The following is an 18271-nucleotide window of genomic DNA, read 5'->3' as shown; positions in this document are numbered from 1 at the left end:
ACCTAAGGAAATCTCCCCAATGAGTGACATCAGTCGTCGCGCCTTCATCGGCGCAACCGCGGCGGCCGGAGCGGTGGCGGCCCTGCCCGCCATGACGGGCACGGCCGAAGCCTCCGACCACGAACACGGAAGCATCGCCGACGTGAAGCACGTCGTGATCCTGATGCAGGAGAACCGCAGCTTCGACCACTACTTCGGCACCCTGAGCGGGGCGCGGGGCTTCGGCGACCGCCAGGCGCTGGTCTTCCCCAACGGCGATTCGGTGTTCCAGCAGCCCGACAGAGGGCGCCCAGAGGGGCATCTGCTGCCCTTCCGGATGGACACCACCAAGTACAACGCGCAGAACGCCGGCGGCCTCCCGCACGACTGGGACACCGGTCACACGGCCGTCGACGGCGGCGCCATGGACAAGTGGGTCAACGCCAAGGGCGAGCGGACCATGGGGTACTTCACCCGTGAGGACATCCCCTACCAGTACGCGCTGGCCGACGCCTTCACCCTGGCCGACGGCTACTTCTGCTCCCAGAACGGGCCCACCGACCCCAACCGGCTCTACCTGTGGACCGGCACGGCCGGCCCCGGCGTGGACGGCACCACCGGCCCCTGGACCGACAACACGCCGGTCACGGACAACCCGGTGGCCGACTGGACGACGTACGCCGAGCGGCTGGAAGAGGCCGGCGTCACCTGGCGCGTCTACCACAACCCGGACGGCTCGGACGACCGCAACGGCGACTACGACGACAACGCCCTGTCGTACTTCAAGCAGTTCCACGCGTTCCCGAAGGACGACCCGCGGTACATCAACGCGATGACGAAGTGGGACCTGACCGCGTTCGACCAGCACTGCAAGGACGGCACCCTGCCCACGGTCTCGTGGCTGGTGGCGCCGTACCTGTTCTGTGAGCACCCGGCGGCCAGCCCCGACTACGGCGCCCACTGGGTGAACACCGCGCTGCAGTCGCTGTTCTCCAACCCCGAGGTGTGGAAGCACACCGTCTTCCTGCTGATGTACGACGAGAACGACGGGTACTTCGACCACGTCATCCCGCCGTTCCCCGAGCCGGGCACGCCGGACGAGTTCGCCGGCGGGAAGTCCATCGGACTGGGCAGCCGGGTTCCGCTGTGGGCCGTCTCGCCGTGGTCGCGTGGTGGCTGGGTCAATTCCCAGGTCTTCGACCACACCTCGGTGCTGCGATTCCTCGAGCGGATCACCGGGGTGAAGGAGCCGAACATCTCCGACTGGCGGCGCACCGTCTGCGGCGACCTGACGAGCTGCTTCGACTTCAGCAAGCCCGACTACAGCATCCCGCGGCTGCCCGACACGGTGGCGCTCATGGCCAAGGCCGACGCGAACAACTCGCTGCCCGGGGTGAAGGTCCCCGCGGCCGGCCAGCAGGCCATGGCCGTACAGGAGCCGGGGGACCGTCCGCACCGTCCGCTGCCCTACCTGCCCTGGGCGGACGTCTCGGTGGACCGGGCGAGCGGCAAGGTCAGCTGCAAGCTGACCAACAGCGGCACGGTCGGCTTCCACTTCACCGTGCTCCCGAACATCGCGCTGCCCTTCGTCGGCACGCCGTTCACGGTCCCGCCGCGCTCTTCGCGCACCTACGTGTGGGACACCACGAAGACCGACGGCCGGTACGACTTCACCGTGCAGGGGGCCGACGGCTTCGTCCGGCGCTTCTCCGGCACGGTCGTCCGGGACGGCCAGGACGACGTGGCGGTGCCGTCCGTGGAGGCGAAGCTGCGGCACATGGGGCGCCCGGAGAAGGCCTCGATCGAGCTGAAGCTGGTCAACGACGGCGGCACCGAGGTCGCCTTCACGATCACGCCGAACGACTTCGACGGCAAGGCGCAGACGGTCTGGGTCGGGCCCGGCCGGCACGCCGAGACGACGTGGCGGACCGATGACGGCCGGTACGACTTCACCGTCAGCGCGAGCACCGGCACCCGCTTCGCCCAGCGCTACGCGGGCACCGTGCACCAGGTCTGACCGTCCACCGCCTTGTGGCCGTACGGCGGGTCTGACCGTACGGCAGGCGGGGCCGGGCGCGGTGGCCGACACCGTGCCCGGTCCCGCCCGTCATTGCGGTGACGTGGCGGGGATGTGCCGCACGTGATCGGCATCGTCCTCAGTGGGCGAAGGACGAGGTTTCTAGAGGGCGAGGGTCTCCAGGTCTACGGCGTCGGCCATGGCCTGGGCGCCCTTGTCGTTGAGGTGCATGCCGTCGCCGCTGTCCAGGGCGGGGTGGATGTAGTCGGGGTCTTCGGGGTTCTCGACGGCTCGGGCCACGTCGAAGACGGCGTCGAAGGTGTCGGTGGCACGGATCCAGTCGTTCACCTGGCGTCGAGCGGCGAGGCCCTCGGGGGTGCTGAACCCGGGAGGGACGGCACCCGCGAAGGGGCCGATGGTGGCGGCGAGGATTTTCAGGTCGGCCCGGTGAGCGCGGTGGGCCAGGGCCTTGAAGCCCTCGATGAGCGCCTCGGGGGTGGCGGGAGGCTCGCCGGACAGGCCGGGGAGGCCGAGGTCGTTGATGCCGAAGTGCACCAGGACGTGGGTCAGGCCCGGAATCGAGAGAACGTCGCGGTCGAAGCGCGCCAGTGCGTGCTCGCCGACCTCGTTCCTCAGGAGGCGGTTCCCGGCGATGCCCTGGTTGACGACCCATCCCCGCTTCAGGCGCCGGTTGAGGAAGTCCACGGAGCGATTGTTCGCGCCGGTCGTCGTGCCGACCCCTTCGAACCAGGAGTCTCCGAACGCCACGGCGATCGGGGTGTGGTCCGAGGTGAGCACGTCCACGCCTGAGACGTAGAACCTGGCGCCCACCCGCTCAGCCTTAGGCAGCGCGGGAGACGTGACGTGGTTGCCGCCGACTATGTGAGCGGTCTCCATCGGCATGTGGGAATAGGTGGCCGGACCTGTCTCCTCAGGGAGATAGAGGCTGAGGAACAGGTCGTCGCCGGAGGCGATGGGCAGATCCATCGGATCACTGACGGTCTCTTCTCCCGGCGGGATGGTGAGCCTCGCGGATCCGTCGACGGTGAGGTCGGCCTGCCCGTGCTCGGTGGCGGCCGTCGCGGCGGCGATGGTCAAGGGCGTGCGGCCGTAGCGGTTCGTCAGGCGTACACGGAGAAGTTCTCCTCCGCCGGCCATGTGAAGCACCTGACGCACCGTCTGGTCGGCGAAGCCGCGCGGTTCGGCGAACTGGATCCGCCCATAAGGACTGATCACTGCGGTGCGGAAGCCGGCCGTCCAAATCATGCTCGCTGCTCTTTCATCCTCGCGTGAGCTGTGGAGTTTCTCACCGGCGAGATGCGGGGCTCGCACCATGGAGTCCCAGCATCACGCGGAGTTGGGCCAGCAGAACACCACGGTAGTCGGCGGGCGCCGGCGTGGGATGGTGCAGGACCCGGGAGACGACGGCTCCGGTCAGGGCGGAGAGCAGGAAGTCCGTCACGTCGTCGGGTTCATGGGTGAGGGTGAACTCACCCTGCTCACCGCCTTCCCTTACGGCGGCCAGAAAGGGCGCCCGGTAGCGCTGTTGCACTGTCGTGCTGTACGCGTGAAGCTCGTCGTCCCGCATGGCGGACCGCCAGAATTCGACGAGCATCCGGCGCGTGCGATCGGAATGATCCAGGCTCCGATCGATCATGGCGACCAGCCGCTCCCATGGATCACGTTCAGCGGCGGCCACTGCTTCCAGGGCTGCCACCTCCCGATCGACGGAAAGCCCCATGGCCTCGATGACCATGTCCTCACGCGAACCGAAGTAGTTCTGCAGCGTGCTGATCGCGACACCGCTGGCAGCCGACACGTCGGCGAAACGGGTGTTTTCATAGCCGCGTTCGGCGAGGACGTCTGTCACCGCGTCCAGGGCGAGAGTCCGTTTCTCCCCGCCCGCACGCCTTTTCCGGTTCGCTATAGGCATGGCCGTACCATACTTTTGTGCCTGACGGCGGTCAAAACCCGCGAGCAGGCGTTCCGCGACTATGCCAGGGGCGGGATGTTGTGGTTGTAGCGGAACACGTTGCGCGGGTCGTACGCGGTCTTCGCCGCCTGCAGCCGCTCATAGGTCGGCTCGTCGTACGCCAGCCGTACGCTCTCGACGGAGGCGTCGGCCGGCGAGAGGTAACTGGGGTGTTTCCGGCCGCCTTCGGACGCACTGAGCCTGTCGATCAGTTCCAGGCCCATGTCCTTGTGGCCGCCGTCATCGCCGGGCATGACCGCTGTCAACGCGAACGCGGCGTAAGCGGCGTCACGCCGTCCCACCGCGTTGGCCTGCTCCGGAGCCTTTCCGAGTGCGCCGCCGAGATGCGTCAGGTTGACCATGGTGATATCCGAGCCGGAATCCGGTCCGGCGACCTCCAGGATCGTTTCCGTGGCTGACGGGGACCATGCGTCGAGCATGGCGAAATGCTCCACGGCGGCGCCCGGCTCGGTCGGATCATTGGTGATGGCGGCGATGTGCGCGGCGGGCATCATGGCCATGGTGTCGGCGAGTACCGGCGCAGCCGCCCGCAACGGGGCGACCAGTTCTTCACCGTCGTCTGCCGAACCCAGGTAGGAGATCCGTATGGTGACGGTGAGCTTCCCGCGCATGAAGTCGGGGATGAACGGCAGGTCGGGCGCGCGCAGGAAGACGATCGACGAGGTCACCTCATCGGGCGCCGTGGCAGTGAACCGCTGGTAGGCATGGAGCACGGCGCGTGCGTTCTCACCCGGGAAGTGCAGCGCCCCGGCGTACAGTTCCGTCACGGGGAACAGGCTGAACTCCATCGCGGTGACGACGCCGAAGTTGCCCTTCCCGCCGCGCAGGGCGAAGAACAACTCCGCGTCGGAATGCGGTGTGACATGGCGGAGCCGGCCGTCCGCGGTCACGACGTCGATCGCCAGGACATGGTCGGCCGCGTAGCCGAAGGCCCGCCCCAACGCGATGCTCACCCCGCCGCCGAGCGTGTAACCGACGACGCCGACCTGCGGTGAGGAGCCGGCGAGAGGCGCGAGTCCGACCTTGGCTGCCTCTTGCACCACCTGACCCCAGCGGACGCCGGCTTCGACCCGTGCGGTCCTTGTCGCACTGTCGATGCTCACCTCCGTCATACGACGCGTGGTGATCATGACGGCTTCTCCGGGAACGGACACGGAAGGACCATGCCCGGTGTTGAGGACCGCGACGGGGAGATCCTGGTCCCTGGCGAAGTGCACCGCCGCCTGGACGTCCGCAACGTCGGTGGCGCCGACGATCACATGCGGGTGATGAGCGACGGACATGTTGAACACCGACGCCTCGTCGGCGAAACCGTCGTCTTCCGGGAAGAGGACGGGCCCTTTGACGGAGGAGAGCAGCAAGGAACTCGAACGGAGGGGCATGGTGATGTCTTTCTGATCGTGACTCGCGGAGCCGGTACGAGCCGGGTGCCGATGACCGCAGGCGCGTCGGAGGCAGTCGTCTACTGCCCGGCGAATGTGTGGAGGCCGCCCGGCATGCGATCCGCAGTCCTTGTCGACCGCCCTGCGTCTTGTTCAAGCCGACCGCTACGCGATCAGCATAACAATACGGTACCACCATACCGATTTTGGGTGCGCTTACAACCCCGAACCGGTATGCCGAGGACGGCGCCGGCGCCACCGCGAGGTCCTCGGCACCTCAGTCGGTCCGGGCTGGGCCGGCCGGCCCAGCCGGCCCTCCACTACCTGGTGATGCCCCTCCGCCGGACCTGACCCGCGGCGGGGTCAGTAATGGTCACTTCGTCCTGGTCTGGCGCTCGGCGACCAGTCGGAAGACGCGCTTGAACTCCGCGTACGCCTCCTCGCCGACCGCCCGCGCGTGCTCGGCCTCCATCTCCACGAGGAGGGCGTCCGACTTCACCATGTGATCGCGGCCCAGTTCGGTGGGCACGATGAGTTTGGCCCTGCGGTCGGCGGGATCAGGCCGGCGCTCCACGTAGCCGAGCGCCACGAGTTCGTCCACCAGGGTGCCGATCACCTGCTTGTGCTGGCCCGACTGCGCGGCCAGGTCGGAGGCCCGGCTCCCCTCCACGTCCAGGTAGGCCAGCACGGCCCCGTGCCGCGGCCTGACCTGTGAGTGCCCTGTCTCCGACAGCCGGGAGAACAACTCCTTCTGCACGCTGAACAGCGTCCGGCTGGACAGGATCCCCAAGTCGGGCACCTCACGCTTGCGCTCGCTCCTACGCACTGCACGCCTCGCATTTAGTCACTAATTTTGACCGTCACTGATTATTACTATATCGTCATGGCATGACGACGACAGTAGAAATCACCAGGTTCCGGGTCTCTCCCGAGCACACGGCGGAGCTCCTGGCCGCCCGTGGCGGGATGATCGCGGACTTCCAGGCCGACCGGGACGGGTTTCTCGGCGCCAAGCTCGTTCAGCTGCCCGACGGCGAATGGCTGGACATCGTGGAGTGGCGCTTGCCGGCCGACTTCGCGGCCTCGCGCACCAAGGGCGGCAATCTGCCCGGGATCCAGGCCTTCTTCGCCTTGATCGACGAACTCGTTTCCACGGAAGAGGGGACATTGCGATGACCATCCTGATCACCGGTGCCAACGGCACCGTCTCCAAAGAGGTGCTGCGCTCGCTGCGGGGCACAGCGGACCTGCGGGTGCTGGTACGTGACAGGGCCAAGGCGCCGTCAGATGTCGAGGTGGCCGTCGGCGACCTCCACCACCCGGAGACGCTGGACCAGGCGTTCGAGGGTGTGGACACGGTGTGGCAGCTGACCGCCATGGGCCCGGACTCCCCGCACGCCAGCAGCAACGCACTCTGGGCGGCCAAGAAGGCGGGCGTGCGGCACATCGTCCGCATGTCGGCCATCGGCGCGGGGCACGACGCACCGACCCGCAACGGACGGCTGCACGTCCTGTCGGACATCGAGCTCGCGGCCTCGGGCCTCGGCTGGACCGTCATCCGCCCGGCGTACTTCATGCAGAACATTCTCGGCGCGGTCAACGGCGACACCTTCTACGGTGCACCCGGGGAGGGCCGGGTCGGCATGATCGATGTGCGGGACATCGCCGACTTCGCCGCCGTCGTGCTCCGTGACCCCGGGCGCCACCAGGGGGAGACCTACACGGTCACCGGACCGGAGGCGGTCAGACTGCGGGACATGACGGACACGCTGTCGGAGGTGTACGGCAGGCCGATCACCTACCAGCCGCTGAGCCCGGACGACGCCTACCCCGTGCTGCTGAAGGCCGGGATGAAGGAGTGGGACGCGGAGGTCACCAAGGAATACCTGAAGGCCTACGACGCGGGCTGGGGCGACTACACCACGCCCACGTTCACCGCCGTGACCGGCCGTCCGGGCAGGACGTTCGCCCAGTTCGCCCGCGACTACGCCGACCAGATCGGCGGATGAGGCCGCACCATCGGACCGGGCTTCCGGGCCGACTCCACCGGCCCGCCGCGTCACAGCGGGCGGAGGCGACTGCTGAGGCGCCGGTGTGGATGCCTGCCGCGGTGAGACGGCGAGACATGTCGGGGGAGGGCACGCCGTCGAGGGTGAAACCAATCGTCATCGCGACGTAGCGTTCGATTTCCACTCAGTACAAACCGCTAGGCTTTCGACGGGCCACAGCGCGTGGGGAGATCAGCCTTGGATCGCACGGGAACAAACCTTCCCGCCGTCGGTGAGTACAACCAGACGGTCGTTCTCGACGCCATCCGCCGGCGCCCGGAGGGGATCACCCGGTCCGAACTCGCAGCCCTGACCGCCCTGAGCGGAATGACGGTGACGAAGGTCTGCCGGCGCCTTCTCGATGCCGGTCTCGTCGACGAGCACGGCACCCGCACGAGCGGTCCCGGCAAGCCGGCGGCGGTCGTCAAACTGAACCCGAGCGGCGGTTTCGCGGTCGGGGTGCACATCGATCCCGCAGCGGTGACCTACGTCCTCGTCGACCTGTCCGGCACGGTCAGGGACCACTCACGCACCGGCACGCCGACCGCGGGAGACCCGAGCGCGATCATCGACGAGATGGCGAACGCGATCGAGGCGCTCATCGCGGGTTCCGCCGTCGACAGGTCCCGCATCCTCGGCATCGGCATCGCGTCGCCCGGTCCGGTGAACGTCGACGACGGCGTGCTCTTGAACCCGCCGATGATGCCCAACTGGCATCGGGTGGCCTTGCGGCGCGCCCTCGCCGAGGCGACCGGCCTGCCCGTGCTGCTGGAGAAGGACACGACGGCCGCGGTCGTCGCCGAGTTGTGGTTCGCGGGGCCCGGCAGCAGTCGCGACTTCGCGTTCATGTACTACGGCACCGGTCTCGGCACCGGCCTGTCGGTGTCGGGTGAGGTCGTTCGCGGCATCAGCTCCAATGCGGGCGACGCGGGCCACATCACCGTCGACCCCGAAGGTCCGGTGTGCACCTGCGGCCGGCGCGGCTGCGTCGGGTACATCACCGTTCCGCGGGCGCTCGTCGAACGCGCGGTGCTCGACGGCGTGCTCTCGGTGGCCGAGGCCGGCAACCTCGAACACATGGTCGACGTGGATGCGGCGTTCAGCAGACTGGCGGACCTCGCCGCCACTGGGAACCCCGAAGCGAACGCGATTCTGACCGACGCCGCACGTTCTCTGGCGCGCGCGATCGTGGTGATCGTGAACCTTCTCGACATCGACGAGGTCATCTTCGGCGGGCCGTTCTGGGCGCGCGTCTCCCCGGTGATCCTCGATGCGCTGCCGGACGCGGTGCGGAGCGATCCCGCCCTGATCCCGCCGCACCCCATCCGGTTCGCCCAGTCCGCGATCCCCGTCGACGTCGCCGCCGTCGGAGCAGCGACTCTGGTGCTCGACAACACCTTCTCGCCCCGGCCGTCCGCCCTGCTCCTCGCGGCGGAGTGAGCAACTTTGTCCTCACAAAGTGTTGCGGGCAATTAGACAACATGATTTGCTAATTCCCGCCACGGAGCTCGGCGCTCGAACCGGCACCGTTGCGTCCTGTCCAACCGGATGGCATCCACTTGTCTGAGGTGTCAACGTCGACCCGTCTAGCGCCGTCGCTAGTCGTTCTCTGAGGAAAATATGAGCAACACAGCCACGCGCATCCGCATCGCGGGTGCCGTCGTCGCCGCGGCAGCCAGTATCGCCGGACTCGCCGCGTGCTCGTCGCCCGCTCCGTCGGGTGACGCGGCCGCAGCCGCACCCGCAGCCGCCTGTGAGCCGGCGAAGGGCAACGTCACCCTCCAGTACTGGAACACCGTTCCGGGCATGGACCAGGTCGTCGCCCTGTGGAACAAGAACAACCCGAACATCCAGGTGGAGATGAAGAACATCTCCAACGACCAGTACGGCACCATCGGCAACGCCCTCAAGGCGGGCAAGGCGCCGGAGCTGGCTCAGGTCGGTTACGACGAGCTCCCCGACCTGCGCACCCAGAACGCCTTCGTGGACGCCTCGGCCTGCGCGGACGCCACCGCGGCCAAGTCGAAGTTCGTGCCGTGGACCTGGTCGCAGACCAGCTTCGGCGACACCGGCGTGTTCGCCTTCCCGCAGGACACCGGCCCGATGGCCCTCTACGTGCGCAGCGACATCTTCAAGAAGCACGACCTCGAGATCCCCAAGACCTGGGACGAGTACGCGGCGGACGCGCAGAAGCTGCACGACGCGGACCCCAACCTCAGCATCACGTTCTTCGACCCGAACAACGCCGAGTGGTTCAACGGGCTCCTCTGGCAGAACAACGCCGAGATGTACGGCTACGCCGGCGACAAGTGGCATGTCACGGTCGAGTCCGACCAGAGCAAGCAGGTCGCCGAGTACTGGCAGAAGCTGATCGACGCCAAGCTCGTCCGCACCGACCTCGCCCACGGTTCGACCCCGATGTACGCCGCGTACCAGAAGAACCAGATCGCCACCTACGTCGGCGCCGCCTGGGGCTACAGCATGTTCCGCGACAACCTGCCCGACCAGTCCGGCAAGTGGACGATCGTCCCGATGCCGACGTGGGGTTCGAGCGCCGCGTCGGGCGACTGGGGCGGATCCACCGTCGCGTTCATGAAGGGCAACACGCACCTGTACGAGTCGGTCAAGTTCAACTCCTGGCTGAACACCGACCCGGAAGCGCTCGCGCTGGAGAACAAGCTGGGCGGCCTCTACCCGGCGGCCACCGCCGGCTCGGCGCTTCCCGCGCTCGCTGAGGGCGTCCCGTACTACAACAACGAGAAGATCTTCGACGTCTTCGCCGACTCGTCCAAGAACATCGACACCAGCTTCACCTGGGGGCCCACCCAGAAGACGGTGAACCTGGCGCTTCAGGATGCGTTGGCCAAGGCGACGGCCGGCGACGGCAAGCTCGCCGACGCGCTCACGGCCGCCCAGGCGGCCGCGCTGAAGTCGATGCAGGATCAGGCGATCCCGGCTGTCGCGGGCAACTGACCTCAGCATGACTGACATCGCAACCCGCGGGACCCGCGTGGTGGCAACGACCGGAGGCCGCAGTCGTCACAACGGCGGCGGCCCCCGGGCGGGCACCATCGCCGCGTTCCTGATCCCGTTCTTCCTTCCGTTCGTGCTGTTCTACCTGGTGCCGATCGCCTACGCGATCGGGCAGAGCTTCCTCGTCGTGCGCCGCACCGGTGGCCAGTACGGCACCTCGTACACGACCTTCGGCGGTTTCGACCAGTACGTGCAGGTGTTCCAGAACACGGAGTTCTGGTCCAGCATCGGGCGTATCGGACTGTTCGGCATCGTGCAGGTGCCGGTCATGCTGTTCGTCGCGCTGATCATGGCGCTGCTGCTCGACACTCCGTTGCTGAAGCTGAAGGCGTTCTTCCGCATCGCGGCGTTCATGCCGTACGCCGTGCCCGGCGTCATCGCCGCGATCATGTGGTCGTTCCTCTACTCGCCGCAGCTCAGCCCCGTCGTCGACCTGCTGAAAGCCATCGGCCTCCAGCCCGACTTCCTCGGCCCGGGTGCCGTGTTGTGGTCGGCGGCGAACGTCTCCACCTGGCTGTGGACCGGCTACAACATGCTGATCATGTTCTCGGCGCTGCAGGCGATCCCGCAGGAGCTCTACGAAGCCGCCAAGCTCGACGGTGCGAGCAACTGGGCGATCGCGTGGAAGATCAAGGTCCCGATCATCGCCCCGTCGATCATCCTCACCACGGTGTTCTCGATCATCGGCACGCTGCAGCTCTACGCCGAGCCGGCCGTGCTGCGCCAGATCTCCTCGAACATCTCGAGCACGTTCACACCGAACATGCTCGCGTATGCGGTGGCCTCCGGGAACAACTACCAGCAGGCGGCGGCGATCTCCGTGGTCATCGCCGTCATCACCTTCGTCTTGAGCTTCGGGTTCATGCGACTGACCTCGAAGAGGGCCGGACTGTGAGCAACCAGACCGCGATGCGCGAAAGCCGCGTCAGCCGTACGGCCGTCATGGCTCTGATGTTCCTCCTGGCGATCTACTTCCTGCTGCCGATCTACTTCCTGATCGTCGCGGCGACGAAACCGCAGGGCGACCTCGCCTCCACCTTCGGGCTGGCGTTCTCGCACTTCGACCTGTTCAAGAATCTGGGCACCCTGTTCAGCCGCAGCGACGGCATCTTCGGCCGGTGGGCCCTGAACAGCGTGATCTACGCGGTGCTGGGCGCGGCCGTGGGAACCCTGATCTCCGCGCTGTGCGGCTACGCGCTGGCCAAGTTCAAGTTCCGGGGCCGCGAGTTCCTGTTCTCCGTCATCCTCGGCGGCGTCCTGGTTCCCACCACCGCGCTCGCGCTCCCGCTGTTCCTTCTGTTCTCGGCCACCGGGATCGTCAACACCTACCTCGCGGTGTTCCTGCCCAGCATCGTCAGCCCGTTCGGCGTCTACCTCGCCCGCATCTTCACCGCCGCCGCCGTCCCCGAGGAGATCCTCGAGTCGGCGCGCCTGGACGGCGCCGGCGAGTTCCGCACGTTCTTCTCGGTGGCGCTCAAGCTGCTGACGCCCTCGCTGGTGACGATCTTCCTGTTCCAGTTCGTCGGCATCTGGAACAACTTCTTCCTGCCGATGGTGATGCTGCAGAAGGAGTCGCTCTTCCCGATCACGCTCGGCCTCTACGAGTGGAACGGTCAGACCGCCCGGGTCTCGCTCCTTCAGGAATCTGTGATCACCGGCGCGCTGGTCTCGATCGTGCCCGTGATCATCGTGTTCATCCTCCTGCAGCGGTTCTGGCGCACCGGGCTCGCGTCCGGCTCGATCAAGTAACCCGTCTGTTCGCTCTCCCACGTCCCATCAAAAGAAGGTCCTCTCTCCTCATGCAGAACTCCGCCGTCTTCGTGCCCCATTTCCACTGGGACCGGGAATGGTATGAGCCTTTTCAGGTGTTCCGGCACCGGCTTGTCACCGCTCTCGACACCGTGCTGGAGACGGCCGAGGCGAACCCGGACTTCCGGTTCACCGTCGACGGGCAGATGGCCGCGATAGAGGACTATCTGGAGATGCGGCCGGAGAACCGCGATCGAGTCGCGGCCCTGGTCACCGAGGGCCGGCTCGCCATCGGGCCGTGGCTCATCCTGCTCGACGAGTTCCTGTGCTCCGGCGAGACCATCGTGCGCAACCTGCAGATGGGATGGGCGGCGGCGGCGGACCTCGGCGGCTCGATGCCCATCGGCTACCTGCCGGACATGTTCGGCCACGTCGCGCAGATGCCACAGATCCTGGCGCGCGCCGGAATCGAGCACGCGGCGCTGTGGCGCGGTGTCCCCGGCTCCGTCGACGGTCACGCCTTCCGCTGGCGCGCTCCCGACGGCTCCGAAGTGCGCACCGAGTTCCTCTTCGACGGCTACGACAACGGCCTCGACGTCTTGCTGGTGCCCGACCAGATCCGGCGCGCGCTCGGCGAGTACGCGGAGATGACGGTCGAGCGGTGGGGCGGCGACCCGGTGCTCGCGATGGCCGGCACCGACCACAACGCGCCCGACCCGCAACTCGCGACCTGGCTGCGGCGTGCGTCCAGCGACGAGCGCGCCATCACCATCGCGACGCTCGACGAGTACATCCGCAAGCACGTGCGCGACGAGGTCTCCGCCGTCGTCACCGGCGAGTTGCGCAGCCACGTGCGCGGCAACATCCTCCCGGGCGTGCTCTCCGTACGGCTCGCGCTCAAGCAGCGCATGGCCGTCGCCGAGCGCACCGTCGACCACGCCGAGCGGGTGAACGCCCTGTGGTCCCGGCGCGACGACTCGCCGTTCCTCTCGCTCGCGTGGCACAAGATCATCGAGTCGTCCGCGCACGACTCGGTCGTCGGCTCCGGCACCGACGAGACCTCCGATCAGGTCGAAGCGCGTCTCGCCGAAGCCACGCACGCCGCACGGGCGGTCCGGGACGCGGCCCTCGCCGAGCCTGCCACCCTGGTGCCGAGTGACGGCTACCTGGTCGCCAACCCGCTGCCGTTCCCGCGCACGGCATTGGTCGAGGTGGATGTCGTGGCCCCGCCCGAGGGGACCGTTCTGGTCGCGACCGCCGCCGACGGCTCGGCGCATCCCGTGCAGCTGACCTCCCAGGCTCCGACCGTGCTCAGCGACGAGCGCATGGACGCCTCGCAGCTCGAACGTGTGCTGCGCCGCATCCATCGCCGCGAGCTCTTCGGCCGTCTGATCGACCACTACGAACTCACCCCGGGATCGCTCGTCTTCCACCTCGCGGAGGTGCCGACCAGCGGACCGTTCGACCTGCTGATCCTGCGCAGGGAGGTCGCCGCCGCGGCCGCCGCGCATCCGGGCGAGTGGAGGGTGCTGACGCTGGAGGAAGCTCGCGCGACCGCGCTCGTGCCCGTGGACGTCCCCGCCTCCGGGCTCGCGAGTTTCCGGGTCCAGCCGGGCGACCAGGCCGCCGCACCGTCGACGACGTTCGCACCCGCGACGGCGACGGGGCGCACGCTCGCGAACGGACTGGTCGAGGTCGCGATCGCCGCAGACGGGACCCTGGACGTGACCGGGGCCGACGGGACCGTGCTCCACGGAGTCGGCCGTCTCGTCGACGGCGGTGACCGCGGCGACAGTTACAACTACGCTCCGCCGGGACGGGATGTGCTCGTGTCGGAGCCGGCCGAGGTCGCCGTCGAACTCCTCGAGAACGGCCCGCTGCGTTCGAGGATGCGTGTCACCCGCGTCTACGAATGGCCTGCCGCGCTCTCCTCCGAGCGCGACCTTCGCAACAGCGAGACGGTGCCGACCCCGGTGGAGACACTCGTGGAGGTGCGCGCGGGTGAGCCGTTCGTGCGCGTCTCCACGTCGTTCCTGAACCGGTCCGCCGACCACCGGCTGCGCTTCCACGTGCCACTGCCCGAGCCGGTGTCCGTGTCCGCGTCCGCCGGGCAGTTCGCCGTCACCGAGCGTGGGCTCACCGCCGAGGGCGGCTGGGGCGAATACCCGATCCCGACCTTCCCCGCGAGCACGTTCGTGTCGGCCGGCGCCGCCAACGTACTGCTTGACCACGCCACCGAGTACGAACTCGTCGGCGACGGCTCCGAACTCGCCATCACTCTGCTGCGCGCGATCGGCTCGATCAGCGTCAACATCCATCCACTCCGTGACGAGCCCGCGGCGAGCGAGATCCCCGCACCGGGCGCGCAAGATCTCGGCGTGCGCATCGAGAACCGCTTCGCCGTCGTGCCTTCGGCGACCGGCTGGCAGGGCGCGAACGCGGTCGCGCTCGCCGAAGACTTCCGCAACGACGTGCTGGTCGCCCGCGGGACCGCGCCCGCCGACGGTCAGCTTCCCCCCGACGCGACCGGCGTGCGGGTCGACGGCGCGGACATCCTCGTCTCGAGCATCCGCCGCGTCGCCGACGACGAGCGCGGTGCCGGCACCGAGGTGCGGTTGGTCGCGATGAGCGACACCGGATCGACCGCCCGCGTGACCGGCGTGTTCACCGAAGCCACCACGGTCGACCTGCTCGGCCGGCCGCTCTCCACCACGCCGGCCGCGGACGGACTCGAACTCGCCCTCGGCCCGTGGGAGATCCGGACGGTCGTGGTCCGGTAGGCGACATCCCTTTGCCATCGAGAAGGAGCTGTGATCTCGTGCCCTCCCAACCTTCCGCGTATGTCTCGGACACCGCGCCAGAGCGCGGCGCGCTGCGCCCTGCGCGGTCGTGGCTGCACTCCGACGCTCCCTCTCGTTCGCTGAACGGGCTCTGGCGTTTCCGTCTGTCGCCGACGGCGTCGGTGGCAGAGGATTTCGCGGCCGAAGGCTTCGACGACAGCGGCTGGGACCACATCCCGGTGCCCTCGCACTGGGTGCTCCAGGGTGACGGAGCCTACGGGCGACCGATCTACACGAACGTGCAGTTCCCGTTCCCGATCGACCCGCCCCATGTGCCCGATGAGAACCCCACCGGCGACTACCGTCGTCACTTCGAGGTGCCCGCCGACTGGTCGGAAGCCGAGCGCGTCGTGCTGCGGTTCGACGGTGTCGAGTCGCTGTTCAAGGTGTGGGTGAACGGCGACGAGATCGGCAGCGCCAGCGGCAGCAGGCTCGCCCACGAATTCGACGTGACTTCGTCCGTACGCCCGGGCGACAACGTCGTCGCCGTACGCGTGCACCAGTGGTCGGCGGCCAGCTACGTCGAAGACCAGGACCAGTGGTGGCTGCCCGGCATCTTCCGCGACGTCACCGTGATCGCACGGCCGGTCGGAGGCATTGAGGACGTCTGGCTGCGAACCGGGTTCGACAATGGGCGCGGACAGGTGGAGGCGGAGATCACCGCCGACGCGGCGGCGTTCCCGGTCACCCTCCGCCTCCCCGAACTCGGCATCGAGCAGGTCTGGGCGACCGCGGCCGACGTGGCCCCGCTCGAGGTCGACGATGTGGAGCCCTGGTCGGCCGAGCAGCCTCGCCTGTACGACGTCACCGTGTCGACGGCCGCGGAGAGCATCGCCATGCGGGTGGGCTTCCGCACGGTCGAGATCCGCGGCGACCGGTTCCTGGTCAACGGCCGCCGCGTCGTGTTCCACGGGATGAATCGCCACGAGACGCACCCCGAGCGTGGCCGCGTCTTCGACGAGGAGCACGCCCGCGAAGACCTGGCCCGCATGAAGCGGTTCAACGTGAACGCGATCCGCACCAGCCACTACCCACCGCATCCACGACTGCTCGACCTCGCGGACGAACTCGGATTCTGGGTCATCCTCGAATGCGACCTCGAGACGCACGGCTTCGGCGACCTCGACTGGGTCGGCAATCCCAGCGATGACCCGGCGTGGCGTGAGGCGTACCTCGACCGCATCCGGCGCACCGTCGAGCGAGACAAGAACCACCCCAGCATCGTCATCTGGTCGCTCGGCAACGAAGCGGGAACCGGCAGCAACCTCGCGGCGATGTCGGCGTGGGTCCACGCCCGCGACACCGGGCGACCTGTGCACTACGAAGGCGACCACGCCGGCGAATACACCGACGTCTACTCGCGTATGTACTCGTCGGTCCTCGAGACTGAGCAGATCGGAACCGACGGCTCGCGCGCGCCGTTGCTGAACTGCACCCCCGCGCAGGGCGCCCGGCAGCGTACCAAGCCGTTCCTGCTCTGCGAGTACGCCCACGCGATGGGCAACGGGCCGGGAGCGCTCGACCAGTACGAGGCGCTGGTGCACGAGCACCCGCGGCTGCACGGCGGCTTCATCTGGGAATGGCGCGATCACGGCATCCTGACGACGACCCCGGATGGGACGCCCTTCTACGCCTACGGCGGCGACTTCGGAGAGGTCGTTCACGACGGCAACTTCGTGATGGACGGAATGCTCCTGAGCAACGACGTCCCGACTCCCAGCCTTCATGAGTACAAGGCGGTCGTGCAGCCGGTCCGCTTCACCTTCGACGGCGACGAAGTCGCGATCGCCAACCTGCGGCACTCGGCCGACATGTCCGACCTGCGCTTCCGCTGGCGTGTCGAGCACGACGGGACTCTCGTGGAATCCGGGGACATGGAGGTCCCCGTCGTCGCGGCGGGGGAGTCGGCGCGTGTGCCCCTTCCGCGGATCGCGGTGACCCAGGACGCGGAGACGTGGCTCACCATCGATGCGGTACTGGCCGCTGAGACTGCGTGGGCGCACGCCGGGCATGTGATCGCGACCGCCCAACTGGACCGCTCGCCGCGTCGTCCCGTGCCTGCCGTCCGGCGCGAAACCGATTGGCGGCGGAGCGACGGAACGCTGACGCTCGGAATCGCCGAGTTCGTCGACGGGTCCCTCGTAAGCCTCGCCGGCCGTGCTGTGGCGGGCCCGCGGTTGGAACTGTTCCGTGCCCCGACCGACAACGACGAAGGCGCGACCCAGGAGGTCGAGGAGAGCGACGCGAGCCTCTCCGGGGTTTCCAACGCCGAGTTGTGGCGTCGCGACGGCCTCGACCGGCTGACCACGCGGCGACTGTCCGTGGAGCGCACCGCGGACGCCCTGCGAACGATCGCCAAAGTCTCCGCGGCGAACTCCGCCTTGTCGGTGATCGTGGAGTCTGTCTGGTCGCTTGTGGGCGACGAACTCGAGCTACGTGTGGAGATCGAGCCCTCGAGAGGCTGGCTGACGGTGTGGCCGCGGATCGGGATTCGTTTCGATCTGCCCGATGGCGCCGCCCCCGTCGACGGCGCCGAGTGGTTCGGCCTCGGCCCGCTCGAGTCCTACCCCGACAGTATCCGCGCGGCACGTACCGGTCGTTTCTCCTCGAGCATCCGCGACCTTTCGGTCGACTACGCGCGACCCCAGGAGACGGGACACCGCTCCCAGCTGCGACAGCTGACGCTGACGAGCGCCGGCGCCGAGGTGCTGCGCATCGAGACATTCCCGGACACGCACGGACGCCGCCCCGGATTCACGCTCAGCCGCCACACCCCGCAGCAGATCGCACAGGCGGGTCACCCCTTCGAGTTGCCGGATTCGACGACAAGTCACCTGTTCGTCGACGCGGCCCAGCACGGGCTCGGCTCACGGGCCTGTGGACCGGATGTGTGGCCTGAGTTCGCGCTTCGCCCTGAAGCCCGCACGATCAGGCTGCGCATCACAGCAGGTTAGCCGCGCAGTTCACTCCCTCCATTCCGGCGCCCGATCGCGAGGCCGGACGACACCGTCCTGCGGCACCCGGATGAGACGTCCGCGTCCGCTCGACCGCGGCAGGGAACCGTCACGGCGGCCGCGGCCGCCGTGACATCGGTGGCATCGATGTCCGCCGGAGTCACGCACTCGTAACCCGGCGGGGCACCGTGTCACCGGCGTGATTCAGCGGTCCGGAGGTTTGATGAATGGCTTATGAGCTGGGCGAATGTGGGTGGTGGCGCTTCTAAGAAGACT

Annotated in this window: 13 protein-coding genes; 9 read left to right on the top strand and 4 right to left on the bottom strand. The window is 68.1% G+C overall.

Features of this window, described 5'->3' with window-relative positions:
• The first annotated feature begins 19 nt into the window (after positions 1 to 19).
• Positions 20 to 1996, top strand: coding sequence for a phosphocholine-specific phospholipase C (locus Pmi06nite_RS06300; RefSeq protein ID WP_203951905.1), 1977 nt, complete (start codon positions 20 to 22; stop codon positions 1994 to 1996).
• A 162-nt stretch (positions 1997 to 2158) separates the two neighbouring features.
• On the opposite strand, the gene Pmi06nite_RS06295 is transcribed toward Pmi06nite_RS06300, so the two are convergent.
• From Pmi06nite_RS06295 to Pmi06nite_RS06280, 4 genes are all read right to left on the bottom strand, one after another.
• Positions 2159 to 3262, bottom strand: a complete 1104-nt coding sequence (locus tag Pmi06nite_RS06295; protein WP_203951904.1) for an SGNH/GDSL hydrolase family protein — start codon at positions 3260 to 3262, stop codon at positions 2159 to 2161.
• 40 nt (positions 3263 to 3302) lie between these two features.
• Entirely contained in the window at positions 3303 to 3929 is a 627-nt protein-coding gene (locus Pmi06nite_RS06290; protein WP_203951903.1) for a TetR/AcrR family transcriptional regulator, read from the bottom strand.
• Positions 3930 to 3988: 59 nt separating this feature from the next.
• On the bottom strand, positions 3989 to 5371 hold the full coding sequence (locus tag Pmi06nite_RS06285) for an FAD-binding oxidoreductase (protein ID WP_203951946.1): 1383 nt from the start codon (positions 5369 to 5371) through the stop codon (positions 3989 to 3991).
• Positions 5372 to 5744: 373 nt separating this feature from the next.
• Complete coding sequence (locus Pmi06nite_RS06280; RefSeq protein ID WP_203951902.1) at positions 5745 to 6197, bottom strand: MarR family winged helix-turn-helix transcriptional regulator; 453 nt, start codon at positions 6195 to 6197, stop codon at positions 5745 to 5747.
• Positions 6198 to 6259: 62 nt separating this feature from the next.
• Here Pmi06nite_RS06280 and Pmi06nite_RS06275 point away from each other — a divergent pair, with 62 nt between their 5' ends.
• The 8 genes from Pmi06nite_RS06275 to Pmi06nite_RS06240 all read left to right on the top strand — a co-directional run bounded on the left by Pmi06nite_RS06275 (position 6260) and on the right by Pmi06nite_RS06240 (position 17995).
• Positions 6260 to 6547 (top strand): antibiotic biosynthesis monooxygenase family protein, encoded by a 288-nt coding sequence (locus Pmi06nite_RS06275; RefSeq protein ID WP_203951901.1) that lies wholly within the window; start codon positions 6260 to 6262, stop codon positions 6545 to 6547.
• A complete protein-coding gene (locus Pmi06nite_RS06270) occupies positions 6544 to 7380 on the top strand; it encodes an SDR family oxidoreductase (RefSeq protein ID WP_203951900.1) in 837 nt (278 codons plus the stop codon). Before Pmi06nite_RS06275 ends, Pmi06nite_RS06270 begins: the two co-directional genes overlap by 4 nt.
• A 237-nt stretch (positions 7381 to 7617) precedes the next feature.
• Positions 7618 to 8859, top strand: coding sequence for an ROK family transcriptional regulator (locus Pmi06nite_RS06265; RefSeq protein ID WP_203951899.1), 1242 nt, complete (start codon positions 7618 to 7620; stop codon positions 8857 to 8859).
• A gap of 180 nt (positions 8860 to 9039) precedes the next feature.
• Complete coding sequence (locus Pmi06nite_RS06260) at positions 9040 to 10392, top strand: ABC transporter substrate-binding protein (protein ID WP_203951898.1); 1353 nt, start codon at positions 9040 to 9042, stop codon at positions 10390 to 10392.
• A gap of 7 nt (positions 10393 to 10399) precedes the next feature.
• Positions 10400 to 11347 (top strand): carbohydrate ABC transporter permease, encoded by a 948-nt coding sequence (locus Pmi06nite_RS06255; protein ID WP_203951897.1) that lies wholly within the window; start codon positions 10400 to 10402, stop codon positions 11345 to 11347.
• The gene (locus Pmi06nite_RS06250) at positions 11344 to 12201 is read left to right on the top strand and encodes a carbohydrate ABC transporter permease (RefSeq protein ID WP_203951896.1); all 858 of its coding nucleotides are present in this window, start codon (positions 11344 to 11346) and stop codon (positions 12199 to 12201) included. The genes Pmi06nite_RS06255 and Pmi06nite_RS06250 overlap by 4 nt, the downstream gene beginning before the upstream one ends.
• A gap of 50 nt (positions 12202 to 12251) precedes the next feature.
• On the top strand, positions 12252 to 14981 hold the full coding sequence (locus Pmi06nite_RS06245) for a glycoside hydrolase family 38 N-terminal domain-containing protein (RefSeq protein WP_203951895.1): 2730 nt from the start codon (positions 12252 to 12254) through the stop codon (positions 14979 to 14981).
• A 38-nt stretch (positions 14982 to 15019) separates the two neighbouring features.
• Positions 15020 to 17995: a glycoside hydrolase family 2 TIM barrel-domain containing protein gene (locus tag Pmi06nite_RS06240; protein ID WP_203951894.1), complete on the top strand. Its 2976-nt coding sequence runs from the start codon at positions 15020 to 15022 to the stop codon at positions 17993 to 17995.
• The last annotated feature ends 276 nt before the right edge of the window (positions 17996 to 18271 follow it).

This window comes from Planotetraspora mira, from assembly GCF_016863275.1.
GTDB lineage: Bacteria > Actinomycetota > Actinomycetes > Streptosporangiales > Streptosporangiaceae > Planotetraspora > Planotetraspora mira.
This window is presented reverse-complemented; position numbering and strand designations above follow the sequence as displayed.